14 protein-coding genes are annotated in these 15,033 nt (G+C 62.8%); 9 read left to right on the top strand and 5 right to left on the bottom strand.

Annotated features, from left to right (window positions below; translation table 11 throughout):
• Nucleotides 1-16 precede the first annotated feature (16 nt).
• Entirely contained in the window at nt 17-1,264 is a 1,248-nt protein-coding gene (locus tag X738_RS55395; RefSeq protein WP_023798721.1) for a DUF3419 family protein, read from the top strand.
• Complete coding sequence (locus X738_RS55390; RefSeq protein WP_023798720.1) at nt 1,261-1,947, top strand: class I SAM-dependent methyltransferase; 687 nt, start codon at nt 1,261-1,263, stop codon at nt 1,945-1,947. Before X738_RS55395 ends, X738_RS55390 begins: the two co-directional genes overlap by 4 nt.
• 551 nt (nt 1,948-2,498) lie before the next feature.
• Here X738_RS55390 and X738_RS55385 read toward each other — a convergent pair.
• Entirely contained in the window at nt 2,499-3,878 is a 1,380-nt protein-coding gene (locus tag X738_RS55385; protein WP_023798719.1) for a serine hydrolase domain-containing protein, read from the bottom strand.
• Nucleotides 3,879-4,101: 223 nt separating this feature from the next.
• On the opposite strand from X738_RS55385, the gene X738_RS55380 reads away from it, so the two are divergent.
• Together X738_RS55380 and X738_RS55375 are read left to right on the top strand one after the other, a co-directional pair.
• Nucleotides 4,102-4,893, top strand: a complete 792-nt coding sequence (locus tag X738_RS55380; RefSeq protein ID WP_023798718.1) for a glycoside hydrolase family 25 protein — start codon at nt 4,102-4,104, stop codon at nt 4,891-4,893.
• An 80-nt stretch (nt 4,894-4,973) separates the two neighbouring features.
• Nucleotides 4,974-6,149, top strand: a complete 1,176-nt coding sequence (locus tag X738_RS55375) for a lytic murein transglycosylase (RefSeq protein ID WP_023798717.1) — start codon at nt 4,974-4,976, stop codon at nt 6,147-6,149.
• Between the two features lie 191 nt (nt 6,150-6,340).
• On the opposite strand, the gene X738_RS55370 is transcribed toward X738_RS55375, so the two are convergent.
• The gene (locus X738_RS55370) at nt 6,341-7,234 is read right to left on the bottom strand and encodes a LysR family transcriptional regulator (protein ID WP_023798716.1); all 894 of its coding nucleotides are present in this window, start codon (nt 7,232-7,234) and stop codon (nt 6,341-6,343) included.
• A 130-nt stretch (nt 7,235-7,364) separates the two neighbouring features.
• Here X738_RS55370 and X738_RS55365 point away from each other — a divergent pair, with 130 nt between their 5' ends.
• Complete coding sequence (locus tag X738_RS55365; RefSeq protein WP_023798715.1) at nt 7,365-8,096, top strand: SDR family oxidoreductase; 732 nt, start codon at nt 7,365-7,367, stop codon at nt 8,094-8,096.
• A gap of 130 nt (nt 8,097-8,226) precedes the next feature.
• Here X738_RS55365 and X738_RS55360 read toward each other — a convergent pair whose 3' ends face one another.
• Nucleotides 8,227-9,447, bottom strand: a complete 1,221-nt coding sequence (locus tag X738_RS55360) for an alanine racemase (protein ID WP_023798714.1) — start codon at nt 9,445-9,447, stop codon at nt 8,227-8,229.
• Between the two features lie 218 nt (nt 9,448-9,665).
• Here X738_RS55360 and X738_RS55355 point away from each other — a divergent pair, with 218 nt between their 5' ends.
• Entirely contained in the window at nt 9,666-10,583 is a 918-nt protein-coding gene (locus X738_RS55355) for a DMT family transporter (RefSeq protein WP_023798713.1), read from the top strand.
• 592 nt (nt 10,584-11,175) lie between these two features.
• On the opposite strand, the gene metF is transcribed toward X738_RS55355, so the two are convergent.
• Together metF and X738_RS55345 are read right to left on the bottom strand one after the other, a co-directional pair.
• Nucleotides 11,176-12,093 carry a methylenetetrahydrofolate reductase [NAD(P)H] gene (gene metF / locus X738_RS55350; protein ID WP_023798712.1) on the bottom strand — a complete coding sequence of 306 codons (918 nt, stop codon included), beginning with the start codon at nt 12,091-12,093 and terminating at the stop codon, nt 11,176-11,178.
• Nucleotides 12,093-13,115 carry an ArsR/SmtB family transcription factor gene (locus X738_RS55345; protein ID WP_023798711.1) on the bottom strand — a complete coding sequence of 341 codons (1,023 nt, stop codon included), beginning with the start codon at nt 13,113-13,115 and terminating at the stop codon, nt 12,093-12,095. Before X738_RS55345 ends, metF begins: the two co-directional genes overlap by 1 nt.
• A 142-nt stretch (nt 13,116-13,257) precedes the next feature.
• On the opposite strand from X738_RS55345, the gene tsaA reads away from it, so the two are divergent.
• The 3 genes from tsaA to X738_RS55330 all read left to right on the top strand — a co-directional run bounded on the left by tsaA (nt 13,258) and on the right by X738_RS55330 (nt 15,025).
• Nucleotides 13,258-13,794 carry a tRNA (N6-threonylcarbamoyladenosine(37)-N6)-methyltransferase TrmO gene (tsaA, locus tag X738_RS55340; RefSeq protein ID WP_023798710.1) on the top strand — a complete coding sequence of 179 codons (537 nt, stop codon included), beginning with the start codon at nt 13,258-13,260 and terminating at the stop codon, nt 13,792-13,794.
• On the top strand, nt 13,791-14,102 hold the full coding sequence (locus tag X738_RS55335; protein WP_023798709.1) for a DUF2293 domain-containing protein: 312 nt from the start codon (nt 13,791-13,793) through the stop codon (nt 14,100-14,102). The genes tsaA and X738_RS55335 overlap by 4 nt, the downstream gene beginning before the upstream one ends.
• Nucleotides 14,103-14,203: 101 nt before the next feature.
• A complete protein-coding gene (locus tag X738_RS55330) occupies nt 14,204-15,025 on the top strand; it encodes an aminotransferase class IV (RefSeq protein ID WP_023798708.1) in 822 nt (273 codons plus the stop codon).
• Nucleotides 15,026-15,033: the final 8 nt, after the last annotated feature.

Here is a 15,033-nt window from a genome sequence, read left to right as displayed (position 1 = left end):
GGGGAATCGCCTTGTCATGACGGATGTTTCCGGAGAACTGGTTTTTCGCCGCGGCAAGCAAGTTGGCAAGGCCGTCTACCAGAACCGCCCGCTGTCTAAGGCCGGCCTCTCCGAGCGGCTCTTCGCCTTGCTGTTTTCCGGCCTGGTCTATCCGCAGATCTGGGAAGACCCCGACGTCGACATGGAGGCGATGCAGCTTGGCCAGGGCCACCGCGTCGTCACCATCGCGTCGGGCGGCTGTAACATCCTTGCCTATCTCACCCGGTCACCCGAAAGGGTCGACGCCGTCGATCTCAACGCCGCCCATATCGCGCTGAACCGCATGAAGCTGGAAGCGGTGCGCCATCTGCCGTCGCAGGGCGACCTGTTCCGTTTCTTCGGCGCTGCCGAGACCCGTCACAATTCGCAAGCCTACGACCGTTTCATCGCGCCGCATCTCGACCCGGTCAGCCGCCATTACTGGGAACATCGCAACTGGCGCCGGCGTCGCCGCATCGCCGTCTTCGACCGCAATTTCTACCAGACCGGACTGCTCGGCCTGTTCATCGCCATGGGCCACCGCACCGCCAAATTCTTCGGCGTCGATCCGGCCGGCATCATGGAAGCCAAAAGCCTGGCCGACCAGCGCCGCTTCTTCGACGACGAGCTGGCGCCGGTCTTCGAAAAACCGCTGCTGAAATGGGCAACATCGCGAAAAGCCTCGCTGTTCGGCCTCGGCATTCCGCCGGCGCAGTACGATTCGCTGATCACCTCGGGCGACGGCACCATGGCCAGCGTGCTGAAGGCCCGGCTGGAAAAGCTCGCCTGCGATTTTCCGCTGGAGAACAACTATTTCGCCTGGCAGGCTTTTGCCCGCCGCTACCCCAATCCCGGCGAGGCGGCGCTGCCTGCCTACCTCGAAAAACGCAACTACCAGGCAATCCGCAACAATGTCGACCGCGTCGCCATCCACCATGCCAATCTGATCGAGTTCCTTGCCGGCAAGGATGCCGGTTCGGTCGACCGCTTCGTCCTGCTCGACGCGCAGGACTGGATGACCGACGACCAGCTCAATGCGCTGTGGGCCGAGATCACCCGTACCGCGTCGACCGATGCTCGCGTCATCTTCCGCACCGCGGCCGAACCCAGCCTGTTGCCCGGCCGGGTCTCGAATTCGCTGCTCGACCAGTGGAGCTATGCGGACGAGGCGTCGCGCGAATTCTCGGCCCGCGACCGTTCGGCCATCTATGGCGGCTTCCACCTTTATGTGAAGCAAGCCGCATGAGCGCGACCGAACTGCCGGCCAGGCACGGCGAACCGCCGGCCGGGCACGCCGAGCTGATGGACGGCGTCTACCGCTGGCAGCGCCACGCCTACGACCTGACCCGCAAATATTACCTGCTCGGCCGCGACCGGTTGATATCAGCGCTGGAAGTGCCGGCCGGCGGCACCGTGCTCGAGCTTGGCTGCGGCACCGGCCGCAACATAGTCCTCGCCGCCCGCCTTTATCCCGACGCCCGCTTCTTCGGTCTCGATATTTCAGCCGAAATGCTGGAAACGGCCACTGCTGCCATTGCCCGCGAAGGTCTTTCCGGCCGCGTCAAGCTGGCGCGCGGCGACGCCACCGATTTCGACGCGAAGGCGCTATTTTCCGTCGAAAGTTTCGACCGCATTTTTGTCTCCTATTCGCTGTCGATGATCCCCGGCTGGGAGAAGACGATTTCCGCGGCACTTGCAGCCCTGTCACCCGGCGGCTCGCTGCACGTCGTCGATTTCGGCCAGCAGGAGGCCCTGCCCCGCTGGTTCCGCACGCTGCTGCGCGGCTGGCTGAGAAAATTCCACGTCGAGCCGCGCGAGGCCCTGCGGGACGTCCTGCAATCAGAATCTGCAAGAGTGGGCGCAACCCTTCGGTTTAGAACGCTTTATCGCGGTTACGCCTGGCTGGCCGTGATCAAGATCGCCAGCTAGTTCCGCAGCCCAGAGGATTTGCTCTTTGACTGAGCCCTGTGGAGGGTCGCTGCCGACCGGCCTGCAACCGCCAATCTCCAACGTCTGCGATTAGCCATAAGCCCCCGCGCCTTCGTCATCCTAGGTCAAGCAAGGAGCGAAGCGACGGCGCAGACCCTGGGATCCATTCCGTGACATCAGCCGAAGGATGCAGCGGCTCAGAACGAAAACGGTAGCGATCCTTCGCGCCCCCCTCTGTCCTGCCGGACATCTCCCCCACTTGGGGGGAGATCAGATGTCGCGTCCGGCTTCGCCAATCTTCAACGTTGAAAGAAGGGTGAGGCGCGCGAGCTGCCAATCTCCCTCCTTGTGGGGGAGATGTCCGGCAGGACAGAGGGGGGCGCCTCGCTCCGCGATCGAAGGTTCTGCACCGCAGCAGCGCTCCAAGGTCACGGAATCCCAAGATCGGTCGCGTCGCTTCGCTCCTCGCCCGACGGGCGGGCGCGTATTGATCGTGGAAGGCCTTTGGCGACAGCTGCATAGACTCTGCGGCGAGCGATCGCCGCATTCCTCTAATGCAGCGCCTTCACCAGCGCTGCCAGCATGATCTGCGGCCGGTAGCCGAGCTTGGCCGGCGTCAGGCCGAGCCGCACCACCACAAGCTGCGCCGAGGGGATGATGGCGACCGTCTGCCCGTCATGGCCTTCCATCCAATAGCTATCCCTTGGCAGGCCCGCAGCGATGCCGGCGCCGGGGCTCTCCTCGTCGCCCGGACCCTCGATCCACACCTGGCCCCTGCCGTAGACTTTCGAGGCGGTTGCGGCTTCCCGCATCCAGGCGACGAAGCCCGCAGGCAGGACCTCCTGGCCGTTCCAGACACCATCCTGCAGCAGGAACTGGCCGAAGCGCGCCCAGTCGCGGGCGGTGGCGTAGAGATAGGACGAGCCGACGAAGGTGCCGTGCTCGTCGGTCTCCAGCACCGCGCTCTGCATGCCGAGCGGGTCGAACAGCGCAATCCTTGGCCACGCCAGCGCCTTGTCCTTGTCGCCGACCGCATCCTGCCAAAGCCGCGACAGCATCGCTGCCGTGCCGCTTGAATAGGAAAATACCTTGCCCACCTCGCCGGTCAGCGGCTTGGATCCGGCAAAGCCCGCCATATCAGGCTCGAGGTAGAGCATCCGCGTCACATCGGTGACGTCGCCATAATCCTCGTTGAATTCCAGCCCGCTCGACATCGCCATCATGTCGGCGAGGCTGATGGCGGCGCGGCCGTCCGCTTTCCAGGGCCCGAACAGGCCCTGGTTCGTCATCACCATCTTGCCGTCCTTCACCAGCGTGCCGACGATCGCGGCATTGACCGTCTTGGTCATCGACCAGCCAAGCAGCGGCGTCTTTTGGGTAAAGCCTGCGCCATAACGCTCGGCGACGATGCGGCCGTTCTTGACCACCACCACCGCCCGCATACCGGCGCCGGTCATTGCAGGATCGTCGAGGATTTTCGCGATCTCGGGGTTTTGCGATGCGTCGACCTTGTCGCCCTCCGGCCAGAGCGCGTCGAGCGGCGGCGGCGGTGTCAGCGCCGGCCCGGCGACTGCTTTGGCCCGGGCGATGTCGCCGCCCGGAACCGCGGTGCAGCCAAGCCCGTCTCGAACGACGGCGACGCTCTTGCCGAACACGCCGAACAGCCCGGCCGAAACCGTGCCCTGTTCCTTGTCGACGGACATCCTCATCAGCCGCAGCAGTGGATGGCCCGGCGCCTGCACGTCGACTGCGAGCACCTCATCGGCATCGCGTCCGGCGATGAAGACATTCGAGCAGACGATCTTGGCCGTATAACCCGAGCCGACTCGGATCAGTTCCGGCGGCGCGATGTAAAGCCAGGCGGCGAGTGCTGCGACCGCCAATACGGCCAGCCCGAGCAGCCACTTCACCAGCCTCAGAGCAATCTGCATTTTCCGATTCCCCCGGAAGCTCATCTATGCCATCGATTTGCCGTCATTGCTTCGGCAAAATCGCGGTTCTGGTCGAGCGCTGTCAACGGAATATCAACCATGATCAGCGATACACCAGGGATAGGAGAGCGGTCCTGTGGGGCGATCGCTTGGGGGCACGGTCGAGGGACCACCTGCAGCAACAACCCATCAGCGGCCGGCTGAAACCGGTTCAGGAGTAGCGATGCGCCGTTTCGCGGCTTTCATCTTGCTGACGCTACTGGGCGCCTGCTCGACCGTCGACGATCTTGCGCCTCCCTCATCGGGCGCGCCGAGCGTTGCGGTGCGCGCACCCCGTTTTGACGACTCCGACCCGCATGAGTGGGACAGCGGCGCGCCGTGGAGCTATGCCGTCCATGGCACCGACGTCTCCAAATACCAGACCTCGGTCGATTGGCCGGCGGCCAGGGCCAGCGGCATTTCCTTCGTTTTCGTCAAGGCGACGGAAGGTGGCGATCGCTTCGACGCGTATTTCAACGAGCATTGGAGCCGCACGAAAGCCGCCGGAATTCCGCGCGCCGCCTATCATTTCTACTATTTCTGCACACCGGCCGCGACGCAGGCGCGCTGGTTCATCCAGAACGTGCCCAGAGACCGCTCGGCAATGCCACCGGTTCTCGACATGGAATGGAACCCGCAATCGCCGACCTGCAAGCTGCGCCCCAATGCGGCCACGGTGCGCAGCGAGATGAGCACTTTCCTCGAAATCGTCGAAAAGCACTATGGCAAGAAGCCGATCATCTACACCTCGATCGATTTCTTCGACGACAACGGCCTGTCGGCCTTCCGCGGCTATCCCTACTGGCTGCGTTCGGTGGCCGGCCATCCGCGCAAAAGATACGGCAGCCACCCGTTCACCTTCTGGCAGTACACTGGAACCGGTATTGTGCCGGGCATCTCAGGGAAGGCCGATATCAACGTATTCAACGGCTCGGAAGCCACCTGGAACAAATGGCTGCGGCAGAACACCCGTTGACAGCGGGCCTGCAGCCTGCTTTTCGACACAGCTAATGAAGGACGCCTGCAACCGCCGGTAATCTTCTCGGGAGGATGGCGATGCGATTGCGCTTGGAAATTCTCGCGGCGCTGTTTCTGGCCGCCACGTCGCCGGCGGTGGCACAGCAATGCGGCGGCGATTTCCAGGCCTGGAAGCAGGGCGTTGTGGCCGAGGCGAAGAACGCCGGCGTCGGCACTGCCGGACTTGAGGCGCTGGAAACCGCCGCTCTCGATGGAAAGGTGCTGGCGCGAGATCGCGCCCAAGGCGTCTTTACCCAGACCTTCATCGAGTTTTCGAACCGCATGATATCGGCCTATCGGCTGAAGCAGGGCGCGGTCGTTTTAAAGGAATATGCCGACGTGTTTGCCCGCGCCGATCGCGAATTCGGCGTTCAGGCCCCGGTCATTGCCGCCTTCTGGGCGCTGGAAACCGATTTCGGCGCCGTGCAGGGCGATTTCCAAACGCTGAACGCGTTGGTCACGCTCTCTCACGACTGTCGTCGCCCGCAGCTCTTCCGGCCCCAGATCGTGCCATTGTTGACGCTGATCGATCGCGGCGTGGTCCCGGCCGACGTCACCGGCGCCTGGGCGGGCGAAATCGGCCAGACGCAGATGCTGCCTTCCGACTATCTCGGCCGAGGCGTCGACGGCGACGGCGACGAAGTGATCGACCTGCGCGGCAGCGCGCCTGATGTGATCATGACCACCGCCAACAAGATCACGTCGCGCGGCTGGAAACGCGACCAGCCCTGGATCGAGGAAGTCCGCGTGCCGGACGACTTGCCATGGGACCAGACCGGCCGCACCAACAAGCTGCCGCTGGCGCAATGGGCTCAGTGGGGTGTCACCAACCCGAACAGCACGCCGCTTGTCGACAACGGCCTGAAGGCAGGCCTCGCGCTGCCTATGGGCCGCAAGGGGCCAGCCTTCCTAGTCTACGACAATTTCGACGTCTACCTCGAATGGAACCAGTCCTTCACCTATGCGCTGACCGCGGCAAATCTCGCCGCGCGGCTGGCGGGTGCGCCGCAATTCGACCCGCGCAATCCCGAACCCGGCCTCAACGGCGACCAGATGAGGGCATTGCAGACAAAGCTCGAGGCCAGAGGCTATGACGTGGGAACGGTCGACGGCATCCTGGGCACCAACACCCGCGAAGCGATCCGCAAGGAGCAGATGCGGCTAGGCCTGCCGGTCGACGGCTGGCCGACACCGGAGCTTTTGGCGAAGCTGTAGCAGGTTAGCGAGCAGTGAGTAGTGAGTAGTGAGTAGTGAGTAGTGAGTAGTGAATGGTAAATGGTAAATGGTGAATGGAACTAGGTGCGCATTACTGATTACTGACTACTGACTACTGACTACTGACTTATTCACTATTCACTATTCACTATTCACTATTCACTATTAACTATTCACTATTCACTAATCCATCATCGCCTGGCAAGCAGGAAGTCGATGAAGACTCGCAAGGCCGGCGGAACCTGCCGGGAGCTTGTATGATATAGGTAAAAGCCCGGAAATCTCGGCGACCAGGCTTCGAGAAAACGGATGAGCTTGCCGGTTTCGATCCACGGCCGAACCTGGTAATCCAGCATGTAAGCCACGCCGATCCCATCCAGGGCCGCCCTGATCATCAGTTCCGTGTCGTTGACCGTCAGACCGCCGTTCACGGCTATTTCCAAAGCGTGTTGGCCTCGCGCGAACTCCCATCGATAGACGTTGCCGCCACCGGGCCACTGGAAATTGATGCATTGGTGATGGTGCAGGTCGGCGGGATGACGGGGCATGGGGTGATCCTCGAGATAGCTGGGCGCCGCCACTGCGGCCATCTCCAGCTCCCCGCTGAGTTTCACCGCCACCATGTCCTTATGCAGCCGCTCACCAAGCCTGATTCCGGCATCGAATCGTCCCTCGACAATATCGGTCAGCATGTCGTCGACGATGATGGTGAGGGCAATATCGGGATAGGCGCGGCGGAAATCGCCGAGGATGGGCACGATGAAACGCATGGCGGCGATGCGTGGAACATTGATACGCAGCGAGCCTGCCGGTCGATCGCGTGATGCATGCGCGTCGGCGACAGCCCCTTCGAGTTCGCTGAATGCCGGAGCGAGGCGGGCAAACAGCGTTTCGCCTGCAGCGGTCGGCGACACGCTGCGGGTCGTGCGGTTGAGCAGCCGGACACCGACACGCTCCTCCAGCCCGCGTATCGTCTGGCTAAGCGCCGGCGGCGAAATCCTGAGCCTGGCCGCGGCGCGGACAAAGCTGCCTTCCTCGACGATCGTCGTGAACGCCCTCAGCTCGGAAAACTCGGTCCCTCGCATTATGTACCCCAGACTTAACAAGGCTGTTCGATCATAGGCTATTATCTGATCAATAGCATGCCCCTAACTTCCACATGGAACGCCGCCGCTCGATTTGGAACGGCCGTAGCCAGACGAGAAAGGGACAGCTATGTATCATTCGCTTGAAGGCAAAATCGCGCTCGTGACCGGCAGTTCGCGCGGCATCGGCCGCGCCATCGCCGAGGGGCTCGCGGCAAACGGCGCGGCCGTGGTCGTCAATTATGTCGGCAACGAGAAAGCCGCTCAGGAAGCCGTTGCTGCCATACGCGACAATGGCGGCAAAGCCGTCGCCATTCAGGCCGATATCTCCAGCGCTTCCGACATTCGCCGGCTGTTCGATGAAACCGAGAAGCAGATGGGCGCGATTGAAATCGTCGTCGCCAATGTCGGCGTCGCCGTCATAAAGCCGTTCGTCGAGGCCACCGAAGCCGACTTCGACCAAGTCTTCGGCGCCAATGCCAAAGGCACCTTCTTCACGCTTCAGGAAGCGGCGCGCCGCGTGCGCGACGGTGGCCGCATCATCGCGGTTTCCACCGGTGGAACCAAGATGTTCTTCACCCAGACCGCCCTTTATCTCGGCAGCAAAGGAGCCGTCGAGCAGTTCGTCCGCGTCCTCTCTCGCGAACTCGGACCGCGCTCCGTCACCGTGAATGCGCTTTCGCCGGGCTTTACCGACACCGACCTGCTTCCGCAGCGGGATCGCGCGATCGCCGCCGGGATGTCGCCCTTCGGCAGGATCGGAGCGCCGCGCGACGTTGCCGATGTCGCGGTTTTCCTCGCCTCCGACGAGGCCCGCTGGCTGACAGGCGAGAACATCCAGGCCGGCGGCGGCGTTGCTTAGTGGGTAGTGAATAGTGAATGGTAGTGGCAGTGGAATTAGGCAGTCACCGCTGATTACTGACTACTGACTATTCACTATTAACTATTCACTATTCACTATTCACTATTCACTATTCACTATTCACCATTCACTAATCCGCCATCGTCTCGAGGCTGGCGAACCCTTGCGGCGCATCGCCTTCGTCGAACGGCGTCGTCACCTCCACGAAGGTGTCGGGATAAAAGCCGTTGAACCGTGTCCTCAGCGACAGCGAATAGGCGCCGATATGGCCGATCTCGATCCAGTCGCCGGTATCGACCGTTGCCGGCAGCCAGAACGGCCGCGACAGGATGTCGACGGAATCGCAGGTCGCGCCGCACACCTTGAACGGCACGATGGTCTTCTCCTCGCCGTTGCGCGAGCGGATCGCCGGGTCTGGAATGAAGCGCGCCGGCAGCGTGATCTTGCCGGTCCATGAATCCGACAGCGACGCCCAGATGCCGTCATTGATGTAGAGCCGCTTGCCCTTGCGCAGCAGCACGCGCACGATCAGCGACAGGCAGCGCGCCACGATCACCCGGCCCGGCTCCGCCACCAGCGGCATCTGGTCGAACTGGTATTCCTTGAGGTCGCCCGACAGCCGCGACATGATCTGGCCGAGCGACGGCATCTCGACCTGCTTGCGGTTGGGATCATGGCCGTATTCGGCGGGAAAACCGCCGCCGACGTCGAGCCCGGCAATGTCGAAGCTGACGCGGTTGCGCACCCAGTCGGCCGAGGCCAGCGCGCGCTCATAAGTGTCGGGATCCTCGATCTGGCTGCCGACATGAAAGCACAAGCCGACCTTGTAGCCGGTCCGGTTCAGCCGTTCGGCCAGTTCGACCGCATTGGCCGGTCCGGCGCCGAACTTCTTCGACAGTTCGTAGGCGGCCGATCCTTTCGTCTGGATGCGCACGAACACGGTGATCGCACCCGGATCGATGTCGAGCGCCCGCACCACGCGGGTCAGCTTGGTGATCTCGTCCTCGTGGTCGAGCGAGATGACCCGGATGCCATATTTCTCCAGCGCCAGCTTGATGTCCGACTGTGCCTTGACCGGATGCATGTAGAGCATCTCGGCGTCCGGCGAGACCGCGCGCACGGCGGCGAATTCGCCGGGCGAGGCCACGTCGAAAGCGCCGACGCCGGCCTCGACCAGCGCCTTCAGCACGATCTGCTCGCCGTTGGTCTTGACCGCATAGGCGGTCTTGCCGGGAAACATGCCCATGAACTGCCTGGCGTCCGCCTTCAGCACCTGCGGGCGGAAGCAATAGATCGGATCGTCCGGGCGAAGCGCCAGCGCCGCTTCGCGCGCATTTTCGAATTGCTGCATGGACGAATCCCTTTGGCTTGGACTGCGCACAATTAATCCAACCTATGCGGGAATGAAAACAATTCTGTGTCTCGCACCCCTGACGCTGCGGCGCTACGGCAGATGATGCAATGCTAGTCCACTGATCTGGTTTCGGGTGGCCCTTGCCATCAAACAGGATATGGCCTGAACAGACGCCTGATTGACTTGGCATTCAGAACCATCCGGGAGGATTCTCCATGGCGATCACAACCACGACGGCAATGCGCGGCCCCATGGTCTTGAAAGACTGGGCGCAGCTTCTGCTGCTCGGTGCGATCTGGGGTGGCTCGTTCTTCTTTGCCCGCATTGCGGTTGCCGAGATTCCGCCGCTGGTGCTGGTGCTGTTTCGCGTCGCCATCGCGGCGCTGGCGCTGCATCTCTATCTCGGCCTGCGCGGTCCGTCCTTCCGCATCGCCTTGCCGCATGCCGGCCTGTTCTTTCTGCTGGCGCTCGTCAACAACGTCATACCGTTCTCGCTGATCTTCGCCGGCCAGACCGAGCTTGGCGCCGGTGTCGCCTCGGTGCTCAATTCGACGACGCCGTTCTGGACGTTGATCCTCGCCAACGCGCTGACATCAGACGAAAAGCTCTCCTGGAACAAGCTTGCCGGGATCGCGCTCGGCATCGTCGGCACGGCGGTGATGATCGGTCCGGGCCTGCTTGCCGGGCCGGGCGGTCCGGTCTGGGCAAAATTCGCGCTGGTCGGCGCCTCTCTGTCCTATGCGGTGGCCCTGATGATCGCCCGCCGCTTCAAGGGTGTGCCGTCACCGGTCATCGCCACTGGACAATTGACCGCTTCGACCATCATCATGATCCCGATCGTGCTGCTTGGCCACGGCACTGCCAACCTGTTTTCGGCCTCGCCGCCGGTCTGGGCGGCGGTGTTGGCGCTGGCCCTGCTGTCCACCGCCTTCGCCTACATCCTCTATTTCAACCTCGTCGCCTCGGCCGGCGCCACCAACGCCTCGCTGGTCACGCTCATCGTGCCCGCCAGCGCGATCCTGCTCGGCTTTCTGTTCCTGGGCGAACGGCTCGAATTGTTCGAGCTCGGCGGCATGGCGCTGATCGCGCTCGGCCTCGTCACCATCGACGGCCGCCTGTTCGGCCGACGCTGATGCATGTCGCCCAAAAGCACGCCCTCGGGCTTGAACCGAGGGTGCGTAGCGGTTTGCGATAACGACATGCATGACCAACAAGCTGAAGCGGGTCGCTTCCCAGGCCTGACACGCTTGAGGGTCCAATCGGACGCCCAAACGACGCTCCAACTTTTCGAATCTTCGTACCGACGCGAAAATCGATTCCGACTTTCAGCGGCGGTAGCGCTGCCATACCCATTCTTGCCCCAGCTCCGTCACATTTTGTACACAGGGCCGAAGCGGGATTTTGCCGAAGAGTTTCAATGCCTAACGGCAAATGGCCTGTCGCAAATTCCACATTGTCGTCGCATTGCAGCATAGTTTCCGCTTGCCTGTGGCAGAAATGCCCCTAGACTCTGGCCATAGCTCTTTAAGAGGAGGCTATGACATGGGGCTTACCAGGCCAATCAACGCATTGATGATTTGTGCTGCATTTGCATTCATCGGGGCGCTGATTATGGGCTTTCTTCCGTAGACCCGCCAAGCAACGGAAACAGCACAAAATAGTCCAAGTCATTGAAAAGGCCGGGTTTTTTACCCGGCCTTTTTGCATCCCGGATTTGACAGAGACTTACGCCGCGGCGGACCCCGCGGCTTCAGCCTCATGCGAGCGGATGCCGATCATGTGGCAGACGGCGAAGACCAGATCGGCGCGGTTCATGGTGTAGAAATGAAAATCGCCGACGCCGCGCTCGACAAGGTCCAGCACCTGCTCGGCCGCCACCGCGGACGCCACCAGCGCATGCGTCTGCGGGTCCGTCTGCAGCCCGTCGAAGCGCTCGGCCATCCACGCCGGCACCAGCGCACCGCAACGCGCCGAGAAATTGGCGACCTGGGTAAAATTGTGGACCGGCAATATGCCCGGCACGATCGGTATGTAGATGCCCGCCCGCCGCGCCCGCTCGACATAGCGCTCGTAGAGGTCGTTGTCGAAGAAGAACTGGGTGATCGCCCGCGTCGCGCCATTGTCGACCTTGCGCTTCAGCATATCGATATCGGTGGCGAAATCCGGGCTCTCCGGATGCTTTTCCGGATAGGCGGAGACCGAGATGTCGAAATCGCCGACACCTTTCAGCGCCCCCACCAGTTCGGCGCCGTTGGCATAGCCGTCCGGATGCGGACGATAGGCGGCGCCGACGCCCTCGGCCGGATCGCCGCGCAGGGCGACGAAGCGGGTGACACCCATGTCGGCGAATTCCTGGATGACTTCATCGACCTCGTGACGCGCCGCATCGACGCACGTCATGTGCGCCGCCGGCGTCAGCGTCGTTTCGTTGAGGATGCGCTTGACCGTGCGCGCCGTGCGCTCGCGGGTCGAGCCGCCGGCGCCATAGGTGACGGAGACGAATTTCGGCTTGAGCGGCTGCAGCCGGGTGACGGTGTCCCACAGCCTTGCTTCCATCTCGTCGCTCTTCGGCGGGAAGAACTCGAACGAAACCCTGATCTTGTCGCCAATGTCAGGGCGGCGGGAAAAGCGGAACTGGTTCATCAGGCGGTTTCCCCTATCGGAAAGGCATTGGCCGGTTGTGGGTGGTTGGAAGGATCGGCGATCAGCATGCGCTGGTCACGGCCGAGCCACAGTTTTACGGTGAGCCTGGGTTCGTTGCCGGCGCGCGGCTCGAATTCCTGGCTCTCTTCGAGGTCGAGCCCGGCCTCGGAAAACCACTCGGTGATCTGCCGGTCGGCAAAGCCGAGCCGCACATGCGCGTGGGCGTCGCGCAGGAATTCCAGCGAATGCGGAGCGAAATCCACGATCACCAGCCGGCCTGCCGGACGCAGCAGCCTTGCTGCCTCGCGGATGGCGCGGGCGGGATCGTCGAGATAGTGCAGCACTTGGTGGATGGTGACGAGATCGTAGGCGTCGCGCTCGACCGGCGGCGCAAAAATGTCGCCCTGGCGCACCTGCGCATTCGAAATGCCGGCCTTGTCGAGATTGGCGCGCGCCACCGTCAGCATCTCGCGCGACATGTCGATGCCGATGCCGCGCCGGTAGAGCGGCGAAAAGATCTCGAGCAGCCGCCCGGTGCCGGTGCCAAGGTCGAGCATCGACTGGAACGGCCGCTTGCCGACGAGCTTGAGCAGCGCTGCCTCCACGGCGCGGTCCGGCACATGCAGCGAGCGGATGTGATCCCAGCTCGCGGCATTTGCGGAGAAATATTCGGCGGCGCGATCCTGCCGCTTGCGCTTGACCGCCGCCAACCGCTCGAGGTCACGCTCGACCTGCGGATCGGCGCCCCGGATACCGGAGACCAGCCTGAGCACGAAGTCCCGCGCCGCATCCGAATCCGACAGCCGGAAGAAGGCCCAGGAGCCCTCCTGATAGCGGCCGATCAGCCCCGCCTCCAGTAAAAGCTTCAGGTGGCGCGAGACGCGCGGCTGCGACTGGCCGAGGATTTCGGTGAGATCGGAAACGGTGAGGTCGCCGCGCGACAGCAACGCCAGGATGCGCAATCGGCTGGATTCGGCCGCCGCCTTCAATGTATCTACCATGGTGTCGAGCGCGACGTGCATGCGAGCATTCTCTTTGAAAAGATATAAACATATGTTTATGTCGATTTTGATAGCCTTGCAAGCGCTATGTCGCTCCCGGACAAGAAAATGACGCATGCGTGGCGGATCGCGCACAGCCGGAAGCAGGATCGGGGCGAAAACCATGTTCGAAACGCGCAGCGGCGAAAAGCTTCTGGAAACTGATCCCGCCGATATGCCGCCGGACGGCCATGTCGTCTTTATCGGCCGCATCGCCTCGCCCTGGACCACGCGGGAAACTTGCCCCAAGAACATGAAAGCCGCGCGGGAAACGGGCAAGCCGGCAGTTCTCACGATCGACCTGCCCTATCGCGAGGGCCTGCTCGGGCTTGAACGCGCCAGCCACGTCATCATCCTGTCCTGGCTGCACCACGCACCGCGGACCCTGATTGTTCAGAAACCCCGCCATGCGGCTGAACCGAAGGGCGTTTTTTCGCTGCGCTCCCCGGCCCGGCCGAACCCGGTCGGGTTGCATATCGCCAGGCTCGTCGCCCTCGACATCGAAACGGGCCGTATCGATCTCGATGCCATCGACCTGCTCGACGGCACGCCGGTCGTAGACATCAAGCCTTATTTCGCTTCGACCGATGCCTTTGCCGACGCGACAATTGCCGGACGGGACGAGCGCGGACAGGTCCGGCCCGGACAGGTCGGGCGATGAACGCGCCGACCGGTCGCCACCGCGCCATCGCCAAGGCGCTGACAGCGCTTTTGCCGCTGGCGCCCTATGCCGACATGGAGAAGATCCGCGCCGACGCCGGCGCGGTGCATATGAAGAGCTTGCCGCCGAGCATTGCCGTATGGCTGGCGACAATAGCCCATATCCGTCATGTGCACACCGACTACGAGAAACTGCTGGCCGAAGGCTACGATCGCGACTCGGCGCGTTTCTTCGTCATGGAACAGACCAACAGGGTGCTGACCCGTTGGCGCGCCACCCGTCTGCTCCAGGATGAGGACCAGGAATAACCAGATACCCCGATGGCTCATCCGCAACCCCGGCCTGTGTCTTGTGCCAACCGCCGCAGCGCTCTATCGCGTTCGACGAAGACGACCTGACGGAGGACGTGATGAGCAACTTGATCGATCCGCACGCCAAACCACTGCCCTCGCTCTCCGCCCATCATACAGACCCGCACTCCTACCCCGATGGTGTTGCCTTCCTGGACGGGCAGTATCTGCCGATGTCGCAGGCCAAGATCTCGGTGCTGGATTGGGGCTTCCTGCACTCCGACGCCACCTACGACACAGTGCATGTCTGGGACGGTCGTTTCTTCCGCCTCGATCTGCATCTCGATCGCTTCTTCGGCGGGCTGGAAAAGCTGCGCATGACGGTCCCGTTCGACCGCGATGGCGTGGCCGAAATCCTCCACAATTGCGTGGCGCTGTCGGGTCATCGCGCCGCTTATGTCGAGATGCTGTGCACGCGCGGCGCCTCGCCGACCTTCAGCCGCGACCCGCGCGACGCGATCAACCGCTTCATGGCGTTCGCCCTCTATGACGCCTATGACCGCGGCGCCGAGACCGCACTGCTCCTCGATTTCAACGGCAATGTCGCGGAAGGCCCCGGCTTCAACGTCTTTTGCGTGGATGACGGCGGACTGTCGACGCCGGCTGTCGGCGTGCTGCCAGGCATCACCCGTCGCACCGTCTTCGATCTCTGCGCGGAGGCAGGGCTTGCCGTTGCAGCGACCGATGTCAGCGTCGCTGCGCTGCGTCAGTCCGATGAGGTCTTCATCACCTCGACCGCCGGCGGCATCATGCCGGTGACGATGATCGACGGTGTTCCGGTCGCGGACCGCAAGGTCGGTGCGATTACCAGGCGCCTCATGGCGATCTATTGGCAAAAGCACCGAGATCCGACCTGGTGCAGCCCGGTGCACTATCCCTGACCATCCCT

The organism is Mesorhizobium sp. L48C026A00, assembly GCF_000502375.1.
Lineage (GTDB): Bacteria > Pseudomonadota > Alphaproteobacteria > Rhizobiales > Rhizobiaceae > Mesorhizobium > Mesorhizobium muleiense.
The sequence above is the reverse complement of the archived record's forward strand: the minus strand, read 5'-3'. Positions and strand labels throughout refer to the sequence as shown.

What these genes read in the sequence shown, in the direction of transcription:
- X738_RS55395 (WP_023798721.1), top strand. Translation starts at nt 17, where the DNA reads ATGACGGATGTTTCCGGAGAACTGGTTTTTCGCCGCGGCAAGCAAGTT.
- X738_RS55390 (WP_023798720.1), top strand. Translation starts at nt 1,261, where the DNA reads ATGAGCGCGACCGAACTGCCGGCCAGGCACGGCGAACCGCCGGCCGGG.
- X738_RS55385 (WP_023798719.1), bottom strand. Translation starts at nt 3,878, where the DNA reads ATGCAGATTGCTCTGAGGCTGGTGAAGTGGCTGCTCGGGCTGGCCGTA.
- X738_RS55380 (WP_023798718.1), top strand. Translation starts at nt 4,102, where the DNA reads ATGCGCCGTTTCGCGGCTTTCATCTTGCTGACGCTACTGGGCGCCTGC.
- X738_RS55375 (WP_023798717.1), top strand. Translation starts at nt 4,974, where the DNA reads ATGCGATTGCGCTTGGAAATTCTCGCGGCGCTGTTTCTGGCCGCCACG.
- X738_RS55370 (WP_023798716.1), bottom strand. Translation starts at nt 7,234, where the DNA reads ATGCGAGGGACCGAGTTTTCCGAGCTGAGGGCGTTCACGACGATCGTC.
- X738_RS55365 (WP_023798715.1), top strand. Translation starts at nt 7,365, where the DNA reads ATGTATCATTCGCTTGAAGGCAAAATCGCGCTCGTGACCGGCAGTTCG.
- X738_RS55360 (WP_023798714.1), bottom strand. Translation starts at nt 9,447, where the DNA reads ATGCAGCAATTCGAAAATGCGCGCGAAGCGGCGCTGGCGCTTCGCCCG.
- X738_RS55355 (WP_023798713.1), top strand. Translation starts at nt 9,666, where the DNA reads ATGGCGATCACAACCACGACGGCAATGCGCGGCCCCATGGTCTTGAAA.
- metF (WP_023798712.1), bottom strand. Translation starts at nt 12,093, where the DNA reads ATGAACCAGTTCCGCTTTTCCCGCCGCCCTGACATTGGCGACAAGATC.
- X738_RS55345 (WP_023798711.1), bottom strand. Translation starts at nt 13,115, where the DNA reads ATGCACGTCGCGCTCGACACCATGGTAGATACATTGAAGGCGGCGGCC.
- tsaA (WP_023798710.1), top strand. Translation starts at nt 13,258, where the DNA reads ATGTTCGAAACGCGCAGCGGCGAAAAGCTTCTGGAAACTGATCCCGCC.
- X738_RS55335 (WP_023798709.1), top strand. Translation starts at nt 13,791, where the DNA reads ATGAACGCGCCGACCGGTCGCCACCGCGCCATCGCCAAGGCGCTGACA.
- X738_RS55330 (WP_023798708.1), top strand. Translation starts at nt 14,204, where the DNA reads ATGAGCAACTTGATCGATCCGCACGCCAAACCACTGCCCTCGCTCTCC.